Source organism: Sporosarcina cyprini (assembly GCF_022048975.1).
Taxonomy (GTDB): Bacteria; Bacillota; Bacilli; order Bacillales_A; family Planococcaceae; genus Sporosarcina; species Sporosarcina cyprini.
Genome location: NZ_JAKMHX010000010.1, coordinates 105,914 through 132,761 on the forward strand (window position 1 = coordinate 105,914; position 26,848 = coordinate 132,761).

Here is a 26,848-nt window from a genome sequence, read left to right on the forward strand (position 1 = left end):
TATGCGGCTCTCGTTTTTTACTTTCCCTTCAAAACTTAGGCATCTCGTCTTCGGTAAAGTATGATAGCTACTGTAATAAAGAGCAGTGTCCATAACAGTAAAATACCTGTCCCTTGCATCACTGTCAGAGCATTTATCTCGTCAGTGGAAAGTGGCATGTACATATAAGATCCTGCCGTATCGGGAGAATAATTTTTAATCCGTGGCAAATAATTTCTCATCAACGGACTGACAATGAAATAGTAACCAAGCAATACCACTAACGCAGGAGTGGTTCGTTTGAATAAAGCCCCTACAGCGGCACTGAGAAGTGTAGTTAATGTTAAGTAGCCTGTTGCACCAATTACCGTTCTTATAACGGTGCCTGTTTCAATCCCTGCTGCTGTGTTTTTCATCATAATAAAAGCATAGAGTACACCTGATGCAGCCATGAGAAACGCCATAGGCACCGTTATAACTGCCAAGGCCAAATGCTTTGTTGATAATTGAAATCCCCGCCAAGGTATCACAGTTAAAGTAGTTCGGATCTGTCCTCCCGTATACTCCGAACAAGTGGCCAAGATGCCAAGAATAATGAACCCTGCTTGAAGATAACCCATAGAAGCAAATCCTGTATCCAGTATACTTTGCGTACCTGTTGCCCCTTGGAGGTTGGCAGAAGTAAAAGCTGCGGTTAACACTACATTCACAATGAATGTAGCCATCAAAGTGCGCCATATCAATGGCAGTGTAACTAATTTATCCAGTTCCGCGCCAAGAATCGATGTTATTTTTCTACTAGAAGAGACCATCATGATGCAACGTCCCTCCTATGAAATACAACGGCTGCTACTATGAAAAGAACGGTTACCCAAGCAAACATGATGAACCCGCCTGTAATTGGGGTGTGATATCCGTCGCTCATAAACATATCCATCCCAGCTCGATCCGGTAAGTAAAACGCTAACTTTGTAACCTTCGTTAATAGATATGAGATTGTTACAACAGATGAATTAATAATGAGCACAGCAAGCGGAATAATACCATTCTTTGTAAGGACAGTCATTCCAAATGCTAGTAGAGCAGTAAATGTCCAGTAGCAACCAACTCCGACTAGTTTCGATGCTTCAAATACAGGGGCATATTCACCCAAAATAAGCTTTGTTGCTGACATAGTTGTTACAATAGCAACAACGAAAAGGAGTATGCTGATCACTGCCACAGCACCTGCTTTAGCGAGCAAAAATTGGAGTCGGGATGAAACAGCGGTTAAACTCGTTGTAATCTGGTTCCCTCCGCCAGATTCACTGCTCTCTGTCAAATACTCACTGCTGACAGCAAGCACTCCAAGAATAATAACCCCTTGCACACCAGCAGCTAATCCTATAAGACCTACTTCCGATAGCCGCATGCTGACTCCAGCTAGAATATCGTCTTTTTCTGCCATGCTGTCCAGTGCAGCAATGATTGCGGGGGCACAAGCGCCAATGAGAAAGGCAAGCCATATGCCCGGCAGGGAGAATAATTTTGATAGTTCCGCGTTAAGTGCTCTCATACAACAGCACCTGCATGTTCAGTAGTCAGGGCAAAAAAGGCTTCCTCCAGTGTGGAATGGCTACCGATTACTTCTTCCAAAGTTCCATTTGCCACGACTTTTCCACGATTAATAATCACCACATCATCCACAGTCTCTGCAAGCTCGCCCATTAAATGACTGGATAGCAAGACGGTTTTTCCAGATGCAGCACGTTCACGTAAAAATGTCCGAATCCAGCGAATTCCTTCTGGATCGAGCCCGTTTACGGGTTCATCCAAAATCAATATTTCAGGATCTCCAAGTAATGCAGCCGCCATTCCAAGTCTTCTTCCCATACCAAGGGAATAAGTGCCGACCCGTTTCCCCGCTGCATCTGTCAAACCTACTATTTCCAGAACTTCCTCGACACGCGAGCGAGGCAATCCTGCAGCTCGGGCAATCCATCGCAAGTGTGCACGTCCTGTTCGCATACGATGCGCTCCAAATCCATCAAGTGCAGCACCTACCGTTGAAAGTGGATTCTGCAATTCTGCAAATGGCTTTCCATCAATTAGTGCGCTTCCAGAGGTGGCACGATCCAATCCAAGCAATATGCGAAGTGTAGAACTTTTCCCTGCCCCGTTTGGACCTAAAAAACCAGTTACTCTGCCTGGCCTGGCTTTAAAACTGATACCTGATAAGATTTTATGATTTCCTCGCTGTTTGACTAAGTTATTAATTGTAAGCAACCATAACACGCCCTTTCTGTTATGGCTCTCATTATAAGGAAGCAAAGTTACATCTCGGTTATCATGTTGTTTACTTCTGGGTTAACTTTAGGTAAAGCCCTGCCAATCACGACTCTTGTGCCTTTTTCACTTGACATAAATTCCGCTTTCAGATCCATTTTCTTCAACATATAATTAGAAGCCGATAAACCAATTCCCGCCCCTTGCTCATAAGAAGAATGCTCCATACCTGGCCCTCTGTCTGCCACAATGATCTGTTCTTTTTCTACATTCACTGCAATATTTGCATATTTCCCATCGGCTGCATGGCGAAGAATGTTTTGAAATAAATTATCCAAAACCCTTGTGATCCATACAGGATCTGCCTCCCAATAAAATGTTTCTTCTGCTGGTAAATCAACATCCAGCTGAATTTCTTTTTCTTCAAAAACGGGATACCACGAAGCAACAGATGCTCGTACCAAACGCCCAATGTCTGTTGAATTAGGGTGAAATGGATGTTTCCCCGAAGTAAGCAATGTATAAGAAAGTAAATCATCCATGAGTTCTCCGACTCTTGAAATCGTATAGTTCATTTCTGTCAATGAATTATGACCTTCTAAACTCATTGATTCTTTATTTAATTTCGTGACATGCCCTCTCAAAATGGTAAGGGGCGTTCGCAAGTCGTGAGATAAATTAGCAATGAGCCGATGTCGTAATAATTCCTCTTCATATTCGCGTTTTTGACTGTCTTCAAGCTGCTGAATCATCCAATTAAATGAACTTCCTAACTGATCGATTTCATCCATCCGATCCGATTGAACAGATAGTGGTTTAGGAAATGAGTTAGTTGCAGCTGAAAATGACATGGCTTCCTGCAAGTAGGTAAGACGCTTGCGAAGTCTTAAAAAGAAAATCCAAGATATTAAAACAAACGCGATCATAATAAAACCAAACAAAATCAGGATAAAGTAAAACTGGATTATCGCATTCGGATCTTCTTCACTGATCCCCGAAAAACCGATGGGCATCAGAAGAAGAACAAGTATAATGGGAGGAAAAAATATGAACAGAAAATGACCCATTAGAAAACGGTGAAATAATGATCGAGTCTTTTTCATAGTTTCACCCGATAGCCTATTCCTTTTAGCGTTTCAATAATCTCCGAGGAATCGGGATACCGTTCCAGCTTTTGGCGCAACCGACTGATATGGACCAATACTGTTTTATCGCCAGTCATATAAGGTTCGTTCCAAATCGCTTCATAAATTTGTTCTTTCGGTAACACTTGATTCGGGTTGCTTAAGAAATACATTAAGATTTGATGTTGCTTCCCTGTTAGAATAATTTCTTCTCCAGTATGTTTGTCATAGACCATTTGAATCTCTGGATCTACTTCAATATGATTCCCTAGTGAAATACGTTCGGAATGGTTTCCACCACTTCGACGGATTAGCACTTCTATTCTGGCCACTAATTCATCAGTATGGAATGGTTTCGTTACGTAGTCATCGGCAAATTGTAAACCATCTACCTTATCATGTATCGATGTTCGAGCGGATAACAGCAAGATAGGAACAGCAGGAGCTGCCTTTTTTAGCCGTTTACCTACAGTAAATCCGTCCAAGCCTGGCAACATGATATCCAAAATAACAATTTCATGCTGTTTTACTTGCTCTTCGGCTCCTTCTCCAGTCAGCAGCCATTGAACGGAAAATCCTCGCTGTTCTAATTCTTCTTTCACCCAACTGCCTATCTTCTCATTATCTTCAATATATAATACGCTTTTTTTCAAGCAGCATCCCTCACTCCAAGTTTCGAAATTGTCTTATATTATAACATTAACATAGGAATCTAATTTCCAATCAGCTTAATTATGTAAATCTGTAACTATGCAGGAGGAACTCTTCCAATCTGCAAACGTCTAACCAATAGTATCCTTTTCAGTAAGGAGGTAACAGGATGCGGAGTATAGTTATAGTCGTAATCAGCTCAGTTGTATTCCTATTTTCAAGTTTCGTAACTTGGTACGAAGGTTCAGCTCTCTTAGCCAAACCTTGGGAATGGGATCATACAGCGATTTTCACAAGACTGCTGAAAGGTACCATCGAATCACCGGATACAATATTGCCAATTGATCACTTCTTCTATGCAGCTAAGTTTTCCCCTTTCTTCCCTTTGCTCATGCTAGTTTCAAGTTTTCTGCTATTGCAGCAGACCGTCAGCTGGTTGAGTAAAGGAAATCGGCGGACTTTAAGCATTTGTTATGGATTTTCCCTATTCGGTTCCCTTTTGATATTTTTCCTATTAAAGCAATCACCGACGTATGGACTCCAATCGCTCTCGTGGTTCTTTCTTGTACTGGCGGTTTTATCAGTTGGACTGATCGTTCATCTCACGTTGGGTAGGAATAAAATAATAGGTAAGAAATTATTATCTTGAATTCGAGGTAAAACTCTTGCAAAACTATCACTTGAGTAGTAAAGTGAAGCTAAGGAAAGGGAGTGATGAACCATATGCAAAGAAATACACGCGGGTCATTAATCTGGCTGCGGCTGACTCGATTCACCCATCAAAGCAATTTGCTATCGAATGAATTTTTAAAGCCATACGATTTAACAACCGCTCAGTTTGATGTACTCATGCAGATTTCGACGTACGAACCCTTAACACAAAGTGAGTTGGCTGAGAAGGTGACCGTGACACAAGGTGGTATTTCGCGTATGCTCGCTCGCCTGGAGAAAGAAGGACTCATTGAACGCAAGCAGGATTGGAAGACTAAAACGATTTCATTAACAAATAAAGGCCGAAACAAATTAGAAAATGCCTTTGATGCTCAGCTTGCATTCCAGTCTTCGTTTTTCGATGAATGTTTATCGGAGGAAGAGAAGAAAACGTTATTTACGCTCATGTCACGTGTCCATAAAAACAGTGAACAAAAGAAATTGCCGGATCGGTAATTTTTTTAACACATCACTTGATTAGTCAAATGAAAAAGGAGGAACATACCATGTATCCAATTCCAGGCCATCACCACATTTCAATGATTACGAAAAACGCCAAGCAAAATAATCGTTTTTACCGCGACATACTTGGGTTGCGCCGGGTGAAGCTGACGGTGAATCAAGATGATCCATCGATGTATCACTTATTTTACGGAGACAAAACAGGCAGTCCCGGCACGGAGTTATCCTTTTTTGAAATGCCGTTTGTAGGCAGCACGCACCGAGGAACGAATGCCATTACACAAATCGGTTTGCTTATTCCCTCTGAAGCGAGTTTAACTTTTTGGAAATCCCGTTTTGAAGAATTTGGTGTAAAACATAGCGACATCACAACATACGTCAACCGCCCTGCCCTGCACTTTGAAGATGCAGAGGGTTTGCGCATGGTGCTGATGCCATCAGATGGACAAAAAATCGACCACTGGGAAACATGGGAACAATCTTCCGTCCCTGCTGAACATCAAATCCAAGGCATGGGGCCGGTCGAAATCACAGTGCGCCGACTCGATAAGATAGGACGCACGCTTACGGACATATTTGGTTATACCGAAATATCGCGTTCGGAAGAAGAAGCTATTTATCAATCAATTAACGGTGAACTGTTCGGCGAAATCGTCGTAAAAGCTATGGATGGACCTGCCGAAAAACCGGGGCGTGGCAGCATTCATCATCTGGCGATTCGTGTACAAGATGAAGAAGCGCTCGCCTATTACGATGAGCTAGTGCGAGCAAGCGGCTTTCTTTCTTCTGGCATCGTGGATCGGTTTTATTTCAAAAGCTTATACTTCCGCGAATCAAACGGCATTTTATTTGAAATTGCTACGGATGGACCTGGGTTCACAATCGACGGGCGGATCGAAACACTCGGTGAAAAATTGGACTTGCCGCCATTTTTAGAGGGACGCCGCCACGAAATCGAACAAAAACTACAACCCATTGAGGAGGAATAGGCATGGAACAATATCGTATCAATCCATCAAACGGCATGGAATTTGGACTATATTCTCTAGGCGACCACATTCCTAACCCGCTAACGGGCGACCGGGTGTCCGCCCAGCAGCGAATTCATGAATTAATTGAAGCAGCCAAGCTAGCTGAACAAGCTGGAATCAATGTGTTCGGTGTTGGCGAAAGCCATCAAACGTACTTCACAACGCAAGCCCATACGGTCGTGCTTGGAGCTATCGCCCAAGCGACAACTGACATTAAAATTACGAGCTCCGCTACTGTATTAAGTGTGTCGGACCCAGTCCGTGTCTATGAGGATTTTGCCACCATTGACTTGATTTCAGGGGGACGTGCAGAAATCGTTGCCGGACGTGGCTCCCGGGTTGGAGCTTACCACTTGCTCGGAGTAGATTTACAGGATTACGAGGAGATTTTTGAAGAGAAATTAGAGCTTCTTAAGAAGATTAATGAAGAGGAACGGGTAACATGGCAAGGCGATTTCCGTCCTCCTCTTCAAAACGCACAGATCCTGCCGCAACCTGTAAACGGATCACTCCCCATCTGGCGCGCAGTCGGCGGACCGCCTGCCAGTGCCATTAAAGCCGGGTATATGGGGATTCCGATGATGCTGACGACTTTAGGGGGACCAGCCATCAATTTCAAACACTCTGTTGACGCTTACCGTGAGGCGGCAGAACAAAGCGGTTTTGATCCCGCAACATTGCCAATCGCCACAACGAGCTTGTTCTATGTCGCAGACACAACAAAAGAAGCGTTGCAAGGCATGTATCCTCATATTAATGGCGGTTTCCTTGCCATTCGTGGGGGAGGCTATCCAAAACAGCAATTTGCTCAAGCTCCTGATACACGTGATGCCTTAATGGTTGGCAGCAAGGAGCAAATCATTGAAAAGCTTCTGTATCAATATGAACTGTATGGCATGCAGCGCTTCATGGCACAAATTGATTTTGGCGGAGTGCCATTCGATAAGATCATGAAAAACATTGAAATCATTGGAACGGATATCATACCGGCGATTAAAAAATATACTGCCAAATAACGAGGGGGATTCAAATGAAAATTGTTGTTTTGGCCGGCTCTATTGTAGGCTCAAAAACAAGGACGGCTGCAGTAACTACAGTTGAGATGCTTCAAAATAAATACCCGCAGCATGAAGTTACCTTACTTGATTTAGCCGACTATACAGTCGAATTCAGTGACGGTCGCAATTACTTTGAATACGACGGAGATACCAAATTGGTTGCCGAGACAGTTATGGGGGCTGACGCCATTATACTTGGTACACCTACATTCCAAGCATCCATCCCCGCCACTCTAAAGAATATTTTTGACCTGCTGCCTGTCAATGCCTTCCGGGACAAAGTCGTAAGCATGATCGTCACAGCAGGCACTTCCAAGCATTACTTGATGGTCGAGCAACAATTAAAACCGATTTTAGCCTATATGAAGGCGCACATCGTACCCACGTATGTCTTTATTGAAGAAAAAGACTTTTTACGCAAAGAAATTGTCAATGACGATGTCCTGTTTCGTTTAGAACGTCTAGTGGAGGATACCGTATGGACGGTGGAAGCGTTCGAGGGTATCCGCATGAAACAAGATGAAGAATATGATTTCTAAGCATTAAGGGAATTGATCGGGATGTTCTTCTGGTCAATTCCCTTTCTTGTGGACCCGCATTTTAAATTGAGTTTACCTGTCTCTAGAATTACGATAGCCGATGCTTTGAATCGGATGGAGTCTCCATTTCTTCATGTATACTCACAATCATTCACCCGCATCGCCAGCTAGAAAATTACTCCTTACTTGATTGTAACTCATCTCCTATCCTCTGCCTGCAAATTTTGGAACTTTCATGCCAACTAGCCGTACTATTACTACAACGATTATTTGGACCACACATTAGCTCTTTTGGTCAGTCATTTTATTTTTCATTACAAAGTAGAGTTCCTAAAATAGAAGTATATAAATTTCCTTTTGATGTAAGTAATGAAGAGATGATAGTTGGATAATTGCCTTGATCTGTAATAAAGGCATTGAAAAAGCAGCCATCAACTTGGTGCAGATGGAGTTTGTGTTGGCAAGTTCGTAATGAGTTATGAGATCTGGATTGCTGAAATCCCTACTGAAAAGGAGTGAATTTCCTGTGACAAAATTAGATGCAAACTCTCAATACATTCGGTCCGTCCGCTTGCGGCAGGAACAACTGCCCCACGGCACATTTCCCTTTACCCTGCCCTTTGTACGTAACTTAAATGAACTGCAGCTTCACCCGAACATTACGTATATTATCGGGGAGAATGGAATGGGAAAATCCACTTTGCTGGAAGGGATCGCGGTTGCGTATGGCTTTAATCCAGAGGGCGGTACGTTGAATTTTAATTTCTCCAGTTTTGATTCGCATTCGCCATTAGATCAATACTTGCAACTAGTAAGAGGAGTTGAGAGGCCGGCAGATCATTTCTTCTTCCGTGCCGAAAGTTTTTACAACGTGGCCACTAATATTGAGGAATTGGATCGACAGTTAACCTCTGCTCCTCCAATTATCAATTCGTACGGAGGCGTGTCACTGCACGAGCAATCGCATGGAGAATCCTTTTTTGCCGTTTTTAGAGAACGGTTCGGTGGAAATGGCTTGTATATTCTGGATGAACCGGAAGCCGCATTGTCTCCCCTGCGGCAAATTTCTTTACTCGCACGCATGAATGAACTCGTTTTAGAAGGGTCCCAGTTCATCATATCCACTCACTCCCCGATCGTCATGGCGCATCCGCTCTCCAAAATACTACAAATTACAGAAGACGGGATGCACGAAACGACGTTGGAGGAAACTGAACACTATTCAATCATGAAACAGTTTTTTGACGACAAAGATCGTTTGCTTCATCATCTTTTTCAATAGGAATCAACTCGTTATAGAACACCGGACAACCTTCTATTCAAGGTTGTCCTTTTTTTGGTTGTCAGCCCCGGAGTGGCGTTTTTTTATTGGAATGAAGTGTAGGACAAGTTCATTTGGACCGGAAAAATTGGCGAGTCGGTGGTAACGGGGCGAGAAACGGTGGTAATCGTGTGAGAGACGGTGGTAATGGGGCGCAGGGCGGTGGTAAAGTAGCGAGAGTCGGTGGTAACGCCTTTCAACTCGGTGGTAAAGCGGGAGGCCGTTTTTTATTGGAATGAAGTGTGGGACAAGTTCATTTGGACCGGAAAAATTGGCGAGTCGGTGGTAATGGGGCGAGAAATGGTGATAATCGTGTGAGAGACGGTGGTAATGGGGCGCAAGTCGGTGGTAAAGTACCGAGAGACGGTGGTAACACCATTCAACTCGGTGGTAAGGCAGTGGGTGCTGTTTTATTATTGTGAACCGGTCGTATTTCCCTGCAAAGCTGCCAAGTCGCTATCACCGGCTAAATCACTTCTATCACCGCCTGAAACAAGTCTATCACCGGCTAAACCGCTTCTATCACCGCCTAAATTGAATTGATCACCACTTGACTACAATTCATGCTTCCCAACGGAGGCACGTCCCCGTCTTCCATCCCAGAGTTAGTGAGAAACCATAGAAAACGCCTGAAAGTCGAAGGTCATCCCCCAAGACGTTGGAACCTTTCACCGCCAGGCTTGTCTTTTCACCGTACCTCCACGCTTACACCGCAATGCTCGGCTTGCTAGCACTTCGTGGAGGTTTCCTTATCCAATTCATCATAGAAATCAGCGGAAACGATGCGTTGCCATTTTAGAGTGAAGACGAGGGAGGATTTGTGCAAGATAAGCATGAGAGCACCGGCTAACAGGCGGTCGTATTTCGATTGGACGGGGAGCTGTAAGGAGTCCAGGAAGCCAGGACCGCAAAGATGGGCGACGAGTTGGAGCAAGAATGGGTTATGGGCATTTTCGAAAAAAGCGGATGCCACAAATAGCAAACAGGCGGGCATGATGGCCAAGCCGCTCCAAAACGCATACTTTTTCATTTTACATGCACACAAGCGCAGCAACGGATCAGGTGAAGCGAGTGGCCGCCACATGCCGAATGATAGTAAGAAGAGAAGAAGCAGATAGCTCTTTTGAAGAACGGGATATGCCACAAGGATGGATAGAATGCTGGGAATATGGTACAGAAGAAAAAGGATGGAGAAGGTGTAGAGGAATTCTAATGAAGTGAAAGGGATTGAGGGCCACCATGCAGGCCTCGTTTTTATTATGAAATCATGCCACGGTACCGGGATGCTCAGCATCAGCAAAGGCGGCACGAAGAAGAACAGCACGCTCATCTGCGCCATGTGCAAGGTGAAGGAGATATGGTTGAGTGTCGCGAAGGGGCTTCCGAGCATGAGAAACAAAAGAAGGCATCCCAGGGAAAAGGAGATGGGCTGCATGCGCACCACTTCGTTTTTTCCAAATCGATGCAATAGAAAGCTGTATAAAACAGCAAGGCCTGTCAGGATGATCAACCAGTGCCAGCGCCATGTCAGGTTTTCGAGGAGCAGCATGTCGAGCAGGCTCAAAAGCAGAATTCCCCCTTTCCTTTATGACTATCCTATTCTATGACTGTAGCACTTATTTATTTCATGGCCCTAGAGCGATAAAAAAAGACACGCCTCCTAGGGGAGACGTGCCTGCCTTTGATCATACCGTGCTGCTTTCGTGCTTACGCTCAGCCAATTGGCCGCCATTCTTCAAATACAATTCGATGCCTTCTGCCGCCCGGTATGCGAGAGCGCCAATTGTCGCGGTCGGATGGTGGCCGGCGAATTGAGGGAAAGCGGAGCCGCCGACGACGAACAGGTTGTCAACGTCCCACATTTGCAAGTAATTGTTTACAGCGGATGTTGCCGGGTCGGCTCCCATGATCACACCTCCGGCATAGTGCCCGCCGTCATACACATGGTCGAACTCCTGCGGAACCTCATCCTCGTCAATAATGTCCGCGCCCATGGCCTCCATGATTTCCCGGCATTTTTCAATACCGAACTTGGCGATGTTGCGGTCTTGGTCCGTATACCGATTCGTGATTCGCAGCAACGGATCGCCGTATTCATCTTTATACGTCGGATCAAGGCTCGTATAATTATGCCACCACGACATAATGGCAGACGTATACCATACGATTAGCGAGCGATTGGTATAGAAAATGGAGTTTTTCTTGAATTCCGGACCCCATGTCGGTGTTCCCTTTGGCACGTGGTTTCCAGCGATGGCGCCTTGTCCATATTGACGCATCTCGATGCCGCCGCCATTGATGAAGTCTAGATTTGTATGATCGAAATTATCACCTGCAAAATCACCGAGTGTGCCGCCTAACGCCCCAGCTCCCGCGTAATAATTGAACTTTTTATTTTTAAAGTACCCTCTTGCCCCTAGGAACGTAATGCCAAACTGGCCATTGAAATTCCGGCCAATGACTCCTTTTCTCGTGTTCGGGTCATAAGGCTGGCCGATGCCTGACAGGAAGAGCAACCGGTTATTCGTAATAGAGAATGCTGCCAGCACGACTACATCCGCAGGCTGTTCAAACTCTTCACCCGTCATTGTATCTACATAGAGGACTCCTGTCGCCTTACCTCCTTTATAGAGAACACGCCGCACATTAGCGGATACCCTTGCCTCATAATTCCCTGTCTTCATAGCTGTCGGTAATACTGTGACAAGCGGGTCTGATTTGGCCCCGAAGTCACATCCATACTGCGTGCAAAATGAACAATACATACAAGCGTTCATCGCCTCGCCGTCCGGATTCGTATAAGATTGCGATAGATTTCCTGCAGGTACTTGATAAGGGTGATAGCCCAGCTTCTTTGCCGCTTCTTTAAACAACTTGATCGGAACAGATTCCTTCATAGGCGGATTTGGATAATCACTCGACCGTTGCGGTCCCAGCGGGTCAGGTTCTCCGGAAATTCCTGCCGTCTTCTCCCACTTATCGTAGTATTTATCCATTTGCTCATACGTGATGCCCCAATCCTGGATCGTCATGCCTTCCGGGATTTTATCCTTGCCGTATCTCTCAATCGTTTTAGTACGAATTTCAAAATCGTACGGCTTCCAACGATACGTGGCACCCGCCCAGTGGACACTTCCGCCGCCAAGATCGGTCCCTGCCATGAATTCATGGCGTGTCCGCACTGGCAATGCAACCTCGTCAAGATAATTCCGTGATGTAATCGTTTCAGACGACAGATTCTGCATCATTTCATAACGATTCGTATAGCGAAGTTCATCTTTCACGCCGATATAGTCTTCACGAACTTGATTCTTACCGCGCTCCAATCCAACCACCTTATAGCCTGCCTTCGACAATTCCGCCGCAATGACCCCGCCTGCCCAGCCAGTTCCCACGACAACTACATCCACTTTTTTCAACTTTGTTACCATATCGAATACCTCCCCTTAATGTCCTTGGTAATTCCGTAAGCTTTGCTGGTCCAACACGATGAACTCTTCTGCATCGACCTGAGCGGCATAACTTGCCCGAGGCCCTGGATATTCCTTCATCTTCCATCCCATCATGTCTTTGTTCCCGCCGTATACCGGATCGCAATAAGCGCCCTCCAACGTGCAGGAACGGAGCAGGTTAAAGAAATTCTGAGAGCCCACGCCGGATAGCTCGTATGCCCCGGCTTCAAACTTCTTCAGCACGTCATCCTGCTGATCCGGATTCGCCTCCACGAATCGGGTTCCAAACTCTTCCTGGGAGACTCGGTCCATTTCCCGGAGTCCGAGAATGAAAATTTCTGACCTCGTCATTTTTGTCTGATACCGCGGAGAAGGCACCGGTACTTGCGTATCCGCATTCGGCCCCTGGCTATCCTGGTCTTTATTTTGATTATGATTGCCTGTATGTTTCATATTCAGGACAAACGGACCTTTCATATATTCCTTCGCATTGCTGCCCCAGTCCGTATTCAACTGCTTGTCAATAAAGTACGGAACCCCCAGCTCAATGGCCCCTGGTCCCAGCTCATCTTTCGGCAAGATACGCTCGGTGGCCGCCGAAAGGATATCGAAGTCCTCGACACGGCTAAAAAACACCCGGGCTTCCTGAAGGCCGCCACTGCTATCCATGGCGGGCGCCACTTCCGGCTTCTGCTGCAGCTGATTCGTCAACAATCCACCGATCAGGCCGCCCCCGACAAGCCCCCCTGCCACCAGCCCTGTATTCTTAATAAATGTACGCCGGCTCATCCCTTTATTGCCGTTTGTCTCTGTTGGTTTATCTGACACTGCATGACTCCTCCTTATTTGACTGCATACTTTCTATCCATGCTTGCCAAAACCATCCAATCGTATTCATATAGTTGAAGGAGTAAGAGAAAAGAAGAACCGCCTGCTTGTATGTAATGAAGGTGACGATAAATGTAGGTGTGATGCAGGGAGAAGGATTAATCATATTTGTTCGATAGGGTGCCAGAGATTGGTTCCTAGGGGGGGTTATTTACAGATTTCCTTACAATTAGTTTGCGAGTATTGGTTTCAACGTACTTTTTAGAGTGGGGGTACCCGCTGCTATTTGTAAATAAAAAAAGACCAGGTGCGCGAACACCCAGTCAGTTGTAACTAACACACGTATAAAGTGCGGTTTATTATTACTAAGAGTAACACCTAGTCTACTTGAAAATGCAACAATGGTTGGTTACCTTCGCTACATTGGCTGTCTCAGTATGGAAAGCCGATCTGCCGAACTTATAATCCCTCAAGAGGTGTAACTCATGTCCACATCCATTTCCAAATCTCTTTTGGTGTCGCATTCTTTCCATACATTAATATTCCAATTTTGAAGATTTTCCCTGCTGCTTTCATTGCAAGCCAGATTGATAGCAATAGTACCGCAATGGAGATCAATATTTCCACCCAAGGCCATTGTTCCAGCTGAGCCAGCCGGAATAGCAATACACTTGGTGCCGTAATGGGCACAAAGGTCAGCACTTTGGCGATTAACCCATTCGGATCATTGAGGAGTGGTCCTAAAAAGGCTATTGGGAAAAACGGAATCATCATAATGATTCCTTGAAAATTGCTTGTCGATGTCATATCTTCTACAGTGGCCCCGATGCTGACAAAAATGGCAGCAAAGAGAAGGTAACCTGTTAAAGCAATAAACAACAAAACAAGCATCTCGGGAACAAGTAGATATTCCAGTAGTGGGAAATCCATTTTCCACAAAGCAATCGGAATTAAAAAGAGCAGCCAAACCGTCACTTGCGTAATTCCCAGGACAAAGTAACCGATAATTTTCCCTTGCATGAGTTCAGTTGTCGTAACCGAGGAGAGGACGATTTCTGCAACCTTCTCTTTCTTCTCTTGCGATGCGGACGTGAAAATCATCATGCCTGTCATGACGATTGAAAAGAGGACGATCCCGGCTACCACTCCTGGAATCAAATGCTTCAACCTGTCGGCTTCGCCCACTGCAGCCGCCGTTTCCTCTCCGGAAGAAACAGCTTCCACTTGAATTCCCTTTTCCACAATCGTCAATTGTTGATCGGTCAGTCCCGATTGAATTAACTGTTGTTGACGGAGCGGCTCTACCAGTATGCCTGTTTCGTTTAAGAAACGGTCGTGAATGTCTTTGCTCGTATAAACACGAATCTTTCCGTTCTCCAGCCCTTCTTCTGTTAATGCAATATAGGCTGTATGATCATGTTCCTTAATAAGCTTTGGAAATTCAGACTCGTTTGCCTCCGTCCTCTGAACATCCCAGTTCGCTTCGTTTTCAGTTGCTACTTGTACGACTTGTTCATAAACACCGATTTCATCCAGCACATGTACAGTAATCTTCTCATTCGACTCTTTATTAAAAAAGGAAGGGACGAATGCAAAAAGCATAAAAATAATCGGTGTGCTAATTAATGAAATCAAGAAGGATTTGTTTTTTAAATTCCGCCTGATTTCCCAGCGGGCCACTTTCCAACTATTACGCATGTACTTCCTCTCCCTTCCCTATTAATAGTTGCGAGTGGTTGTCTGTCGCGACATCAATGAAAATCTCATGCAATGAAATCCGATCGATCGACAGCTCTTGAATATTCAGGTGATCGGGAAGCGAGCGCAGCCATGCAGCCGGTTTGATATCTTGTTCGAGATATAAAATCGTAGCCTCGTCTCGGGTTTCGACTCGTTGCACCTGTGGGATTGATTCCAAAACATGCAGGTCATTTGTTCCTTTGATTGTGCATTTAAAATTAGCATACTGATTTTTCACATCTTCCAGCGTGCCATAAATGACCTTCTTGCCTCGATTGATCATAAATAAACGGTCACATACTTGTTCCACCATGTTCATCTGGTGGGAAGACAGCAATATGGCTGTACCATTGTTGGCCAAGTTCTGAATTTCCGTCTTAAATACTTCTTGACTGACCGGGTCCAAGCCGGAAAACGGCTCATCCAAAATCAACAATTCGGGTTCATGTATGATGGAGCCGATAAATTGCACTTTTTGGCCCATTCCTTTGGAGAGCTCCTCAACCGAGACATTCCCCTTCCCTTCCAGACCTAGTCTTTTCAAGTAATCAAGCGCCCGTTGCTTCGCCTTCTTTAGCGGATAATCCTTCAGCTCCGCCAAATATAAAATCATATCCATTACTTTTACGTTTTTATAAAGGCCGCGTTCCTCCGGCAAGTATCCGATTTTATGGCGGGGAATATCACCTGGCTGGCAGCCACGAAAATGAACTGTTCCTTCATCTGGATACATGATCCCCATTATATTTCGGATGGTTGTCGACTTTCCGGCTCCATTTGGCCCTAAAACCGCCATGATCTCCCCTTTTTTCACCTCAAAGGAGATATCTTCGATCACCTTTTTATTCTTAAATGATTTACCTAAGTCTTTTACTGTTAATACAGTATCCACTTTGAACCTCTCCCATTCCCTTTATTTATTCATTAACCCCTTCGTAGTCTGCTTAATTTATAGCTATAGCCGATATAAGGCATCCCCGTGAAAATTAATACCAAGGAGGACAGGTAGCTCAATATTCCGCACGCATTCCCCATTCCTTTGGGCACCCAGCTGTAATTACTCAGCATGGCGACCGTTGACAGCAATAGTGTAATCACCAAAGTCGGCAACGCAATGTTCCCCATATATCTCTTTTGCGTTTCGTATTTATCAATCGTGGTCAGTTGATCCGTATGAATTGGAGTCGTTCCTGCCGGCGCACTAAATATATGAATTTCCTTTCCAACTGAGCAAACATGTGTCCAGCCAGACATCTCAAAGAATGAAAAGTACTCCTCATCCGGCCTCTTTTGATAATCCAGCGAGTACTCGATATCTTGCGGTTTTCCACTCCGTAACACGTAGCCAAGGCAATGCATCTTTTCCAGCAGCCACCCCTCACTGGCAAGCTCCCGTAATCGTTCCATATCGCTCTGTTCAGTAAATGCCAAACCGCCGCTAAAAATATATTTAGTTTTTGTCATTTACAATTCACCCGCACTCTTCAAAATTTCCTCAGCATGTCGCACCATATCCCGTCTGCGCTCCACTTCCTGCTTTAGCAGCTCAATCCCTTTTCCCGTCGCCCGATATGTCTTCTTCTTTTTATCCCCCAGTTCTGTAATTTCGATTAAGTCGGCGGACTGCAGCTTCTGAATAGTGGAATACAGAGAAGCCGGTCCAATGGAGAATTGGCCATTTGTCATCTCTTCCACCGCCTGCATGACGACATATCCATGATTCTCTTGCACAAAGCACAAGAGAATGTAATAAGCCGTATCCGTAAGCTCTCCCATCTCTAATGAACGATTTCTAGCCATATTTTCCTCCTACTCACATATATCACTTAATGATATATCAATAAATGAAATATATCATTAAGTGATATATGTGTCAATCTAATAATTACTAACCCTTTTCGGGTAATGCAGACGATGACTACATAGACTACCTACATCGTTTTGAGAAATAATTTTCTAGTATGGAAAGAAAAAGGGGAAGAAAAAAACATTACGTAAATGTTTTTTCTTCCCTTGATTTTATCCGTCCCACTTATTGTCTAACTTTACCCGAGCATTACAAGTTCATTGTGATAAAATGATTTAATTCCACCAATACTTCATTTCTCTACATGTAACATCCCATAGCTTTGCATTTCCTTCAATTGTTATGGTAAGTTCATGTACCCTCTCCAATTGTATTTCAGAAGAAACTTGTTCTTTATTGGAATAGCTTTCTATCTCTTGTCCATCCACAGAAATAACAACCTTACCACCATTGTCGCCAGCATTATCAGGAATCCCATAATTTAGAGAAAGGACAATATCTTGACCATTAAATGAATAGGTAAATGACTCTACATGATCGCCATCGCTCTCATATAAGTTTATTTTCGGCTCAATTTTTTCATGTCCAATTTCAATACTATGAAGATCGTTATCTATTCGTATATTTTCGGTTGTTTTTAGTTCATGTAAAGGTACAACGGCCCCTTCTTTTTTCGTGAAAGATTTGTTCAGCAGCTCCGAAAAACCAATTACTGCTATTGAAAGGATAGCAGCAGACATAATCGTGACACGAATGCTTTTTTTAATACTCGTGAAGCGAAAACCCATTTTGTATGCACCAAACCCTACTGCTGCACCTAATGTATTTACGATTGCATCATTTATATCAAAGCTACCAAGAAAAGTTAGCATTTGCACGCTTTCTACCATCAGAATTGACAAGAAAAACAATGAAATAAACCTGAAAAATTTACAAGGATATAGCAGAGGAATTAATATTCCAATTGGTATAAATCCAGCAAAGTTTCCAAAGTTGAAAAACCAAGGTTGAAAATACTCAAAGTCTGAGATGGTTACAAATCGTAAAGATAATAAATTCGGTATTACATTGTATCGATATTCATCCATGCTAACTGCTGCCCCAGGTCTTCCAAAGCCAAAATACAAAAAGTATAAAATCAAAGCTGTGTAGATGATGAATAGGGTAAGGAGTAGTTTACGTTTCTTTCGTTTCATAACATATCCAATCTTGTTAAGTTATATGTAGCATTCAGTTATTTGATTTCTTAACTGCCTTCAACTGTATTAACATTGAACCCGTGCCGAATCTTCCCGGATCGCATCTTTATGATAACCTTTTGATCACTAAGGGGACAGATCAGAACGGCTGCTTTTCCAGCGAGCGAAGAAGGCTGAGCCGGGCGAATGGCTGTAGTAGCCACAGCATCAGAAACAGGATCGCCCACAGTATAATCATGCCGACAAATAAGATACCGTTGTTGAAGAATATGAACAGGAACAGCGTAAAAAAAGTATTTAGCACAAAAAAACCTGTTAACAGCATCACCTGCGACATCAGCCAGCGCCGGCCGCTACGGACCAGACCTTGCAATTCCTCTGGAGAAGGCGTTGGAACGTATTCCCACTTGCGCCTGCTCTTCTCCGAGATATACCAGCAAAGCCAGATCAAACTGACGGTCAGAAGTAATGTCAGGACGGCGGCGGCCAGCATCATGGTAAGCCGGCTGTCCGTGAATGAAAGAGTCCAGTTACTTAGATAAGAATACAGGACGACCCCCATGGTTCCCGATAACAGGCCGAGCAGCGAATTCTGCTGGCCGCCGGAACTCTCGAAGAACCGCCGCTCTTTGCTATCATAATACAATGTTCGGAAGATGGTTTTATCAAAATGGACTGGGATGTATGTACGTCTCATGAACTCACCTCACTTCTAATCTTACGTAAACTCATCACCAATTCGCCTCTAACTTGAATTCACGTGGCAAACTTCAACATTTTATCGGATAAACGTTAGTCAACATAGTCGATTGGCAAATTCACTACAGTTGAAACATTGTATATTATTACTTATAATGAACGTATACTAAAAAAGACCGGGTGCTCGAACACCCAGTCAGTTGCAGCTGACATCCGCTTGAAGAGCGGTTGGCTAGGAATAAGAATGTTAACAAGAAAAAGTAACCACCTCACACTAGCCAAAGCGGAGGGTGGTTACTTTTTTCTATTGGTGTAGAGAGCAACTAACGCAACGATAGCTGTTGTCATCATTGTGAGGAACATCCCAAATTGTATTAGCATGTTCATTGCTTCGTAAGTCACCATATAAACACGGGCTCGCACGACGCGAGTCATGCAGACGTTGCCGCAGGAAGCGGCGCCTTTAGTCTGCCTTCCTCTTAAATAAAGGGAGTGCCACCGCCCATCCGCTATAAATGTAGCTGCATCTATAATTATATCATTAATATATTCTTTCTAGAAGCTAATCAACACTTCTATTAACCCTCGCCAAACCTCCTCCTCATAGCAATCTCCCACCCAATATGAGATAATATAAGAACAAACGTACCAATTCATAAATCGAGGTGTCCGCCATGAAACCCGTTATCCTAGCCGAAAAGCCTTCCCAAGCGAAAGCGTATGCAGACGCTTTTTCCGTGCGCAAACATGAAGGCTATTTGGAAGTAAACCCATGCCCAGCCTTTCCGGAAGGTGCCTTTATTACATGGGGCGTCGGGCACTTGGTCGAACTAAAAGAGCCGCATGCATACAACCCATCCTGGAAGCGCTGGTCGCTCGGCAGTTTGCCAATCTTGCCGGACCGTTATGAGTTTCAAGTGGCAAAGGGAAAGTTCAAGCAGTTCCAGATCGTAAAGAAGCTCATTCGGGACACGGATACCGTTATTAATGCGTGTGACGTGGATCGGGAAGGCTCGAATATTTTCTATAGCATCTACAACCAGACGGGCGCCCGCAATCAGAGGATCTTGCGTCTCTGGATCAATTCGCTGGAGGTCGATGAAGTCCGTAAAGGGTTTGCGAATCTGCGGGACAACCGCAAGGACTTGATGATGTATGAAGAGGCGAAAGCCCGGCAGATCAGTGACTGGCTTGTCGGGATGAACGGTTCCCGGCTGTATACGTTGCTCTTAAAGGCTAAAGGAGTGCAGGAAGTTTTTCCGATTGGCCGGGTGCAATCGCCGACGGTTTATCTGATTTATCAACGTGAACGGGAGATTGAGACGTTTGTGTCGGAGCCGTTTTTCGAGGTGGAAGCAGAGTTTTGGGCGGAGCATGGCACGTATAAAGGCAAGGCGAAGGTGAAAGAGCCGAAGCGGGAAATTGTACAGGAATTGCTCGCGAAGCATGGCATCCGGCCTGATTCACCTGGCACTATCATGTCTGTCACTCATGCAGATAAACGAACACCGCCACCGCAGCTCCACTCGCTCTCTACCTTGCAAGCGACGGCCAATCGCAGGTGGAAGACGAGCCCGGCGAATGTATTGAAAATCATGCAGGGCTTGTACGAGAAAAAGCTCGTCACCTACCCCCGGACCGATACCCGGCATATTACGCCGAATGAGTTTGCTTATTTGAGGGACCAGGTCGGGGCCTATCAGCAACTAATTAACGAGCCGTTTCAGGTTGCTTCCCTGGCGCCAAACAAGCGTTATGTGGACAGCTCCAAAGTTCAGGAGCACTATGCGATCATCCCGACGAAAAAGGTGCCGACTCAGGCCGTCCTTGGCCGCTTGTCGCCGCTCGAGCGGAATTTATACGAAGAAATTGTGCGGACCACGCTCGCCATGTTCCACCGTGATTACCTCTATACAGAGACGAAAGTGACAACCGATGTGAATGGCCTCCCTTTCTTTACGACCGGGAAGACCGAGCGTGACATCGGCTGGAAGTCTTTATTCAAAAGCTCGAAAGATGACAAGGAGGAACCGGCATTGCCGCCACTCCGCCAAGGGGAACCCGTGTCAAGTAAAATCGGCATCAAAGAAGGCAAGACAATGCCGCCGAAGCCGTACACGGAAGGACAGCTCATTACGATGATGAAAACATGCGGGAAGCTCGTCGAAGATAAGGAAGAAACCGATATTCTGAAAGAAATTGAGGGGCTCGGGACGGAAGCCACTCGAAGCAGCATTATTGAGACGATAAAAAAGCACGGCTATATTTCCGTGACGAAAAATATTGTTTCCTTGACGGCTAAAGGACGAGTCCTTTGCCAAGCGATAGAAGGCAACTTGCTGGCGAGCCCTTCGATGACCGCAAAATGGGAAGCGTATTTACGAAAAATCGGAAATGGCGAAGGGACGAGCCAACATTTTCTCGAAAATATTGCAAAGTTCATCGCCAAGTTATTAGAGGAAGTGCCAAGGCAATTGGAGGCGAAGCCAATAGATGCAACAGCAGTGCCGCCCCGCCCATCCAAATCCCGCGGCTCCTATCAAACGGTTGAAGTGGCGCCGTGTCCGGCCTGCAAAACCGGCATGATTTTAGCTCGCAAAGGCTTTTATGGCTGCAGCAACTATAAAAATGGCTGCAAGCAAACATTCCCGGGCCTTTATTTAAAGAAAAAGCTGACGCCCGCTCAAGTGAAACTGCTCTGCACCAAAGGAAAGACAAACGTAATCAAAGGATTCACCGCCAACAATGGCAATCAATTCAATGCCAGTCTGTCGCTTGAAAACGGTAAATTGAATTTAGTGTTCCAATAAATAAAACGACGGATCCCCTGCTATAGGTCCCCGTCGTTTTTGTTTTTATTCTATTTCTGCTTCGCTGTCCGGCTCAGTGGCAACAGCCGCCTCAACTGGTTTCTTTGAAAAGAGCGCGTGCAAAATCAACCCTGCAATAAACCCGACGAGTGCTGGCACGAGCCAAGCAAATCCATTTTCACTGAACGGCAATCTGCCGACTGCTTCACTGATGAAAGGAATGTGAATATGATGGGCTGTGATTGTTTCAAACGTACTCACGAAAATGGTGAATAGGATGGCTCCCCGGTAGCCCCCGGCATTCGGGATGAATTTATTGAAGACACCTAAGAACACTAACACGATCGCGACAGGGTACAGCACTGTGAATATCGGCATCGCGTAGTCCACAATTTTACCGACTCCCATGGAGCCAACTGCGATTCCAACTACACTGATAATGAACACCCATACCCGATAACTGATTTTTTCTTTCGATAATTTATGCAAGAAGTCTGCAATCACGGCCATTACGCCGATGGTAGATGTTAAACATGCCAGCGCAACGGCAATGGCTAATGCAATCGAGCCGAAGTTTCCAAGCAAGTGCTGGACAATTTCTGAAACAAGCGCCGTGCTCTCAATATCGGAAGGGAACACCGAGCTGCTGCCCGCACCGATAAACAACAAGCCGCCATAGACAATCAGCAGCCCAATCCCTGCGATAATCGTTCCCGTCAATGCGACTTTACGGACTTGTCTTCCTCGATATCCATAACCGATAATTGCTGCTATAAAGATTGGCGCACATAATATGCCCGTTACGACATCACCTGTTTGGTAGGCGCTAATGAAGGCATCCGAAAAAGGAGCCTTTGAACCCGTGTCAATTGGCGTTCCGATTGGCGAGAAAATGCCTTTTCCGACGATGAATAATAAGATGATCACCAAAAGCGGTGTAAGGATCTTCCCTATTTTATCAATGACGTTCGACTTGTCCATCGCAAAGTAAAAACTGATGGCGAAGAACAGGACAATCGTAACAATTTGAGGTACTTGAGGAAATAAAATGCCCACTCCTAGCTCATGCGTAGTCGCCGCCATTCTAGGAATCGTGACAAACATTCCGATGCCCACCATTAGAGCAAGATTAAATACAGCATAAAACCAAGGACTGATCGGTCTAGTCAGCTCTTCAAATTTCCCGTTTGCGTTTAAGATTGCAATGACCGCAAGTAATGGCAGGACGATGCCCGTAATACAAAATCCGATTAACGCCGGAATCCAATCTGTCCCTGTCATATTACCAATGCTCGGCGGAAATATGAGATTCCCTGCGCCAAAGTAAAGTGCAAACAAAGCAAAGCCTAAAATAATGCTATGTCGAATCGTTTGTCCCATTCTGTTCACCTCTTCGTTGTCTCTCTCCTAGATGGAACCGTTTTCAAATCTTTCAGTAACGACCATTCCATAATTTGTTGTCCATGTAATAAGAATGTTTTCTATTCTTTCACTATACCGAACGTCTCCATAAAAAAAAGAGGGGAAGTTTTTTCCCTCTCTCGTCAAAAAATTTTTACCTTAATTCATATTTCGTTAACTTGTATTTCAATGTCTGCTTGGAAACGCCCAGCCGCCGCGCCGTTTCTGCAATTACGCCATTTGCCTTGCTCAATTCCTCTGCAATAATCGCTCTTTCATACTCATCAACTTTCTCTTTTAGATCCATTATTTTCCAATCTCCAGGTGTATCCAGGCTGATTTCATGCTTCCGAATTTTTCTTGGCAGATCACCTACGGTAATGACACCTGCCTGCATTTGATTAATTGCTGTCTCTACTGCGTTTTTCAGTTCCCTTACGTTGCCCGGCCACGAATATTGATGGAACAATTGGATGACCTCTGGCTCCACTGCCTCAATCGCTACATTCATATGTTGCTGATAAAAACGGATAAACTGCCAGACGAGCAGTTCAATATCCTCTTTCCGTTCTTTCAACTCAGGCAAGTCGATTTGAATGACACCGATCCGGTAATAAAAGTCCTCACGCATTCGCTTCTCTTGTAATAATGTTTCGGGGTCTTCATTGGTTGAAGAAATGAGGTGAACATCCAAACGAATATCCGTTGTTCCACCTAAGCGGCGGATTGTCTTTTCTTCGATTACCTGCAATAGCTTGGCTTGAAGCTGAGGGCTTAATTCATTAATACCGTCAAGGAATAACGTACCGCCATTCGCCTGTTCAACAATACCGATCTGCGTTTCGCCGTCTTGCTCTGTCCCCCATAGCAACTGATCCGCCCGATCTTCAGACAAGGCACGGCAATTCAATGTGATAAACGGCTGGCCAAAACGGTTGCTTCGATTATGGATCGCCTGCGCCACGATTTCCTTCCCCGTTCCTGTCTTTCCATAGATCAGGATAGTGGAATCATGCTGGGCAATGCGCTCTATTTTTTCTTTGATCGCTTTCATTCCCTCATTCTGCGTAATGAGATCGTCTATCGTATAAACTGTATTGTTTTTTCGATATATTTTATGGGTGGAGTAGTGATCCAAGTAGTGCATATGCTCTTTTGAATAAAAATGCTTGGAAAATTCTATGGCGCCGACCACGACACCATTCTCCTCAATCGGATATGTGGAACTGAGCGAATCATAGGTTTGTCCTGTTTTCGTTACGAGTTTCTGGTGGACCCTCGTCATCGCTTCACCCGTATGTAATACCGTCATAATGGTACTGTTCTCATCTGTTAAATTCGTATAGAACGAAGTGACTTTCTTGCCTAAGAAATCCTCCGGGCGATGGCCTAATTTGGACAGCACATTCAAGTCAGCCAAGTCATAGTAAAGCGTCTTCCCTTTATTATCAACGACCAGAACATTATCAAAATCCGATAACCGTTTGAATTTTTCCAAGTCTCTTATCATCTAACCCCACCTTACTCCACGCTGTTTAATCACTGCTTACACATTTCGAAAGAACAGAAGCAGTGCAATGATAATGGCCAGCATAACGACATAAAACAAAATTTTCTTCACCACAAGTAATCCCTCCTTGTCTTGTTTGTTCCACAAGACACGGCAGATTCCCTTTTATTATTTGCTACTTGCTTACGCTGAATTCATTTTATTTTAGCAGTCTTCTTCTAACGGAAAAAGCGGATTGCCTTTGGAATGTTTTATCAAATGGATGAAACTGATATCCTGAAAGAAATTGAGGGGTTCGGGACGGAAGTTACACGAAGCAGCATGATCGAAACGATAAAAAAGCATGGCTATATTTCCATAATGAAGAATATTGTTTCCCTGACGGCTAAAGGACGAGTCCTTTGCCAAGCGATTGAAGGCAACTTGCTGGCGAGTCCTTCGATGACCGTAAAATGGGAAGTGTATTTGCGAAAAATCGGGAAGGCCGATGGGACGAGGACGAGCACGAGCACGAGCCATGCAAATCCATTTTCACTGAACGGTAATCTGCCGACTGCTAAGGGAAAGTGAATACGGTGTGCTGTTTTGGTTTCAAACATACTCACGAAAATGGCAAATAAGATGGCTTCCCGGTAGCCCCCGGCATTGGGAATGAATTTATCGAAGACATTGTTATACCCTTACTCTCTGATATCCTTCATTCTTTTGCCAGGGTTCAAAATATCATCTTTTTTTCATTAAATATATTTTTAAATAATATATTTATTTAATTAATTCTATAAAGTAATGTTAACAACATAGATAAATCTATTCGTATATCCATTCTATTGTATTTGATCAAAACATAAAAAAATAAGTACAACTCTTCGCATTAAAAAGTGCTAAATAATTGTCGGCACACAAATTTTTTTAGCTTACTTTAATATGATATAGTAGTGATATAGTTGATATAGTTGTACAACGAAATATTGATACTCCCCTTTGATAACCCTTTCAAATTTTGTCACTTATCCACTTGTGAATATACGGAAATTCCCCAGAGGAAGAAAGCATCAAGACGTTCTATTAAAATAAACAATCTTTTGGTTTGTATATAATGTAAATTAAAAGCCTTTAAAATAAAAGGCTTTTAATTTACATACAATAAGAACTTGCGTTCCCAAAAGTATTGCTACATATAAAAAGGAGGGTATTGATATGCTTGAAGATATCGAAGTATTGGAAATGCTGCAGCCTAAGATTCAAAGTGTCTTGTCAAAAACTAGCTTCCAGGAAAGAAATGATCTCGAACAAGAACTAAAATTGAAAGTACTATCCAAATTACCGGATATCAACAAAGTAAATATCCCCAATTTTTTCGAGCTTCTAGATAAAGAGATTATCCCAAAGTAAATCAAAACAGAGAGCTATTCACAACCGAATAGCTCGTTTTTGTGGATTTTTATATTACTGGTTGTAGTCTTCTTTATTTTTATCCCTTTACATTAAAACGAAGCCAATGTCAGTTCCTTCATAGCAACAACAGAACTAGTGAAACTAATACGTACATTAGAGGAGGATGTAAAATGAGTGACGTTGATTTATTTCAAATGATAGGGAATTTCGGTTTTCCGATTGTGATGACGATTTACTTATTACACCGGTTCGAAAAAAAAATAGAAAGATTAGAACAAGTGGTACAAGAATTAGCTAAAATCATATCCTTCAACAGAAAATGACTACCTGACGAATGGAAAAGAGCACTGAACCTACACAAATGTTTGGTCCTTGCTCCTTGTTCTCCTCCATAATTCCAAAAGACATATCCATCTTCCGTTTCATAATTCTTCATTCGATTTTAGGATAAACAATCAATTAATTCCTCTTTCAGAATCGGATCTCCAAGATCGTGGTTCAATTGCCCAGACAGAAGATTAGTCGTTACCTCTATACTTCGTTTTTTATATGTTAATGACTTAGAAAAGAGGAAACTCTCTTCCTTGTTTATGAAGCGGTACGTATCCGAGTTCGTCAACTATTAATTAGATCCAAGCTTCCCATTTGCTTGTACAGTTTACCGAGCAGTCAGTGCCTGCTTGTTCAAAATGGCCAAAGAGCGGCAGGCAACAGATAGTGATTCGTATGTAATTGACTACCGATTCGCCATTACCGCCGCACGGGTGGCAGAATTCATAACGAAAACCATAATGAACTGCAAAACGCTCAACCTTTGACAGCACCCTTTTTTTCATTCGGAGGAACTATCTTTCACCACGATTATC

Annotated in this window: 27 protein-coding genes and 2 pseudogenes; 12 read left to right on the forward strand and 17 right to left on the reverse strand. The window is 44.0% G+C overall.

The window, feature by feature from the left end:
* Positions 1 to 35 precede the first annotated feature (35 nt).
* From L7D49_RS01460 to L7D49_RS01480, 5 genes are read right to left on the reverse strand one after another with little or no spacing between them, the layout of a single operon-like run.
* Positions 36 to 794 (reverse strand): ABC transporter permease, encoded by a 759-nt coding sequence (locus L7D49_RS01460; RefSeq protein WP_238079038.1) that lies wholly within the window; start codon positions 792 to 794, stop codon positions 36 to 38.
* Positions 791 to 1,534, reverse strand: a complete 744-nt coding sequence (locus L7D49_RS01465) for an ABC transporter permease (RefSeq protein WP_238079039.1) — start codon at positions 1,532 to 1,534, stop codon at positions 791 to 793. Before L7D49_RS01465 ends, L7D49_RS01460 begins: the two co-directional genes overlap by 4 nt.
* Positions 1,531 to 2,244 carry an ABC transporter ATP-binding protein gene (locus L7D49_RS01470; RefSeq protein ID WP_238079041.1) on the reverse strand — a complete coding sequence of 238 codons (714 nt, stop codon included), beginning with the start codon at positions 2,242 to 2,244 and terminating at the stop codon, positions 1,531 to 1,533. The genes L7D49_RS01465 and L7D49_RS01470 overlap by 4 nt, the downstream gene beginning before the upstream one ends.
* A gap of 47 nt (positions 2,245 to 2,291) precedes the next feature.
* Positions 2,292 to 3,347, reverse strand: a complete 1,056-nt coding sequence (locus L7D49_RS01475; protein ID WP_238079042.1) for a HAMP domain-containing sensor histidine kinase — start codon at positions 3,345 to 3,347, stop codon at positions 2,292 to 2,294.
* Positions 3,344 to 4,021, reverse strand: a complete 678-nt coding sequence (locus L7D49_RS01480) for a response regulator transcription factor (RefSeq protein ID WP_238079043.1) — start codon at positions 4,019 to 4,021, stop codon at positions 3,344 to 3,346. Before L7D49_RS01480 ends, L7D49_RS01475 begins: the two co-directional genes overlap by 4 nt.
* A gap of 167 nt (positions 4,022 to 4,188) precedes the next feature.
* Here L7D49_RS01480 and L7D49_RS01485 point away from each other — a divergent pair, with 167 nt between their 5' ends.
* The 8 genes from L7D49_RS01485 (at position 4,189) to L7D49_RS01520 (ending at position 9,563) form a co-directional block, all read left to right on the forward strand.
* A complete protein-coding gene (locus tag L7D49_RS01485; protein ID WP_238079044.1) occupies positions 4,189 to 4,668 on the forward strand; it encodes a DUF4306 domain-containing protein in 480 nt (159 codons plus the stop codon).
* Positions 4,669 to 4,742: 74 nt separating this feature from the next.
* Positions 4,743 to 5,186 (forward strand): MarR family winged helix-turn-helix transcriptional regulator, encoded by a 444-nt coding sequence (locus tag L7D49_RS01490; protein WP_238079045.1) that lies wholly within the window; start codon positions 4,743 to 4,745, stop codon positions 5,184 to 5,186.
* 50 nt (positions 5,187 to 5,236) lie between these two features.
* A complete protein-coding gene (locus L7D49_RS01495; protein ID WP_238079047.1) occupies positions 5,237 to 6,181 on the forward strand; it encodes a ring-cleaving dioxygenase in 945 nt (314 codons plus the stop codon).
* Positions 6,182 to 6,183: 2 nt separating this feature from the next.
* On the forward strand, positions 6,184 to 7,239 hold the full coding sequence (locus L7D49_RS01500) for an LLM class flavin-dependent oxidoreductase (RefSeq protein WP_238079049.1): 1,056 nt from the start codon (positions 6,184 to 6,186) through the stop codon (positions 7,237 to 7,239).
* A gap of 14 nt (positions 7,240 to 7,253) precedes the next feature.
* Positions 7,254 to 7,820: an NADPH-dependent FMN reductase gene (locus L7D49_RS01505; protein ID WP_238079050.1), complete on the forward strand. Its 567-nt coding sequence runs from the start codon at positions 7,254 to 7,256 to the stop codon at positions 7,818 to 7,820.
* Between the two features lie 526 nt (positions 7,821 to 8,346).
* Positions 8,347 to 9,102, forward strand: coding sequence for an AAA family ATPase (locus L7D49_RS01510; protein WP_238079052.1), 756 nt, complete (start codon positions 8,347 to 8,349; stop codon positions 9,100 to 9,102).
* Between the two features lie 113 nt (positions 9,103 to 9,215).
* Positions 9,216 to 9,380: a hypothetical protein gene (locus L7D49_RS01515; protein ID WP_238079054.1), complete on the forward strand. Its 165-nt coding sequence runs from the start codon at positions 9,216 to 9,218 to the stop codon at positions 9,378 to 9,380.
* A gap of 18 nt (positions 9,381 to 9,398) precedes the next feature.
* A complete protein-coding gene (locus L7D49_RS01520) occupies positions 9,399 to 9,563 on the forward strand; it encodes a hypothetical protein (protein ID WP_238079056.1) in 165 nt (54 codons plus the stop codon).
* A 305-nt stretch (positions 9,564 to 9,868) separates the two neighbouring features.
* Here the strand turns inward: L7D49_RS01520 and L7D49_RS01525 are convergent, their stop codons facing one another.
* The 9 genes from L7D49_RS01525 to L7D49_RS01565 form a co-directional block, all read right to left on the reverse strand.
* Positions 9,869 to 10,705, reverse strand: a complete 837-nt coding sequence (locus L7D49_RS01525; protein ID WP_238079057.1) for a cytochrome c oxidase assembly protein — start codon at positions 10,703 to 10,705, stop codon at positions 9,869 to 9,871.
* A gap of 121 nt (positions 10,706 to 10,826) precedes the next feature.
* On the reverse strand, positions 10,827 to 12,572 hold the full coding sequence (locus L7D49_RS01530; protein ID WP_238079059.1) for a GMC family oxidoreductase: 1,746 nt from the start codon (positions 12,570 to 12,572) through the stop codon (positions 10,827 to 10,829).
* Positions 12,573 to 12,587: 15 nt separating this feature from the next.
* Positions 12,588 to 13,421: a gluconate 2-dehydrogenase subunit 3 family protein gene (locus tag L7D49_RS01535; protein ID WP_238079061.1), complete on the reverse strand. Its 834-nt coding sequence runs from the start codon at positions 13,419 to 13,421 to the stop codon at positions 12,588 to 12,590.
* Between the two features lie 483 nt (positions 13,422 to 13,904).
* On the reverse strand, positions 13,905 to 15,119 hold the full coding sequence (locus L7D49_RS01540; protein ID WP_238079063.1) for an ABC transporter permease: 1,215 nt from the start codon (positions 15,117 to 15,119) through the stop codon (positions 13,905 to 13,907).
* Positions 15,112 to 16,053, reverse strand: a complete 942-nt coding sequence (locus L7D49_RS01545; protein ID WP_238079064.1) for an ABC transporter ATP-binding protein — start codon at positions 16,051 to 16,053, stop codon at positions 15,112 to 15,114. Before L7D49_RS01545 ends, L7D49_RS01540 begins: the two co-directional genes overlap by 8 nt.
* Positions 16,054 to 16,085: 32 nt before the next feature.
* The gene (locus L7D49_RS01550; protein WP_238079066.1) at positions 16,086 to 16,625 is read right to left on the reverse strand and encodes a DUF2812 domain-containing protein; all 540 of its coding nucleotides are present in this window, start codon (positions 16,623 to 16,625) and stop codon (positions 16,086 to 16,088) included.
* Positions 16,626 to 16,961, reverse strand: a complete 336-nt coding sequence (locus L7D49_RS01555) for a PadR family transcriptional regulator (protein ID WP_238079068.1) — start codon at positions 16,959 to 16,961, stop codon at positions 16,626 to 16,628.
* A gap of 282 nt (positions 16,962 to 17,243) precedes the next feature.
* Positions 17,244 to 18,164, reverse strand: a complete 921-nt coding sequence (locus L7D49_RS01560; protein ID WP_238079070.1) for a VanZ family protein — start codon at positions 18,162 to 18,164, stop codon at positions 17,244 to 17,246.
* A 142-nt stretch (positions 18,165 to 18,306) separates the two neighbouring features.
* Positions 18,307 to 18,864 (reverse strand): hypothetical protein, encoded by a 558-nt coding sequence (locus L7D49_RS01565; protein WP_238079072.1) that lies wholly within the window; start codon positions 18,862 to 18,864, stop codon positions 18,307 to 18,309.
* Between the two features lie 676 nt (positions 18,865 to 19,540).
* Between L7D49_RS01565 and L7D49_RS01570 the strand changes: the two genes are divergently transcribed.
* Positions 19,541 to 21,676, forward strand: a complete 2,136-nt coding sequence (locus L7D49_RS01570) for a type IA DNA topoisomerase (protein WP_238079073.1) — start codon at positions 19,541 to 19,543, stop codon at positions 21,674 to 21,676.
* A 45-nt stretch (positions 21,677 to 21,721) separates the two neighbouring features.
* Here L7D49_RS01570 and brnQ read toward each other — a convergent pair whose 3' ends face one another.
* Positions 21,722 to 23,056, reverse strand: coding sequence for a branched-chain amino acid transport system II carrier protein (gene brnQ, locus L7D49_RS01575; protein WP_238079074.1), 1,335 nt, complete (start codon positions 23,054 to 23,056; stop codon positions 21,722 to 21,724).
* Positions 23,057 to 23,231: 175 nt separating this feature from the next.
* Positions 23,232 to 24,587 carry a sigma-54 interaction domain-containing protein gene (locus L7D49_RS01580; protein ID WP_238079075.1) on the reverse strand — a complete coding sequence of 452 codons (1,356 nt, stop codon included), beginning with the start codon at positions 24,585 to 24,587 and terminating at the stop codon, positions 23,232 to 23,234.
* A gap of 261 nt (positions 24,588 to 24,848) precedes the next feature.
* Between L7D49_RS01580 and L7D49_RS01585 the strand changes: the two are divergent.
* The 3 genes and pseudogenes from L7D49_RS01585 to L7D49_RS01595 all read left to right on the forward strand — a co-directional run.
* A pseudogene (locus L7D49_RS01585) lies at positions 24,849 to 25,082 on the forward strand (DNA topoisomerase); the annotation flags it as partial.
* A 702-nt stretch (positions 25,083 to 25,784) separates the two neighbouring features.
* Positions 25,785 to 25,979 (forward strand): hypothetical protein, encoded by a 195-nt coding sequence (locus L7D49_RS01590; RefSeq protein ID WP_238079076.1) that lies wholly within the window; start codon positions 25,785 to 25,787, stop codon positions 25,977 to 25,979.
* Between the two features lie 173 nt (positions 25,980 to 26,152).
* Complete coding sequence (locus L7D49_RS01595) at positions 26,153 to 26,305, forward strand: YvrJ family protein (protein ID WP_238079077.1); 153 nt, start codon at positions 26,153 to 26,155, stop codon at positions 26,303 to 26,305.
* Positions 26,306 to 26,430: 125 nt separating this feature from the next.
* Here the strand turns inward: L7D49_RS01595 and L7D49_RS20465 are convergent.
* Positions 26,431 to 26,648, reverse strand: a pseudogene (locus L7D49_RS20465) (ATP-binding protein); the annotation flags it as partial.
* Positions 26,649 to 26,848 lie beyond the last annotated feature (200 nt).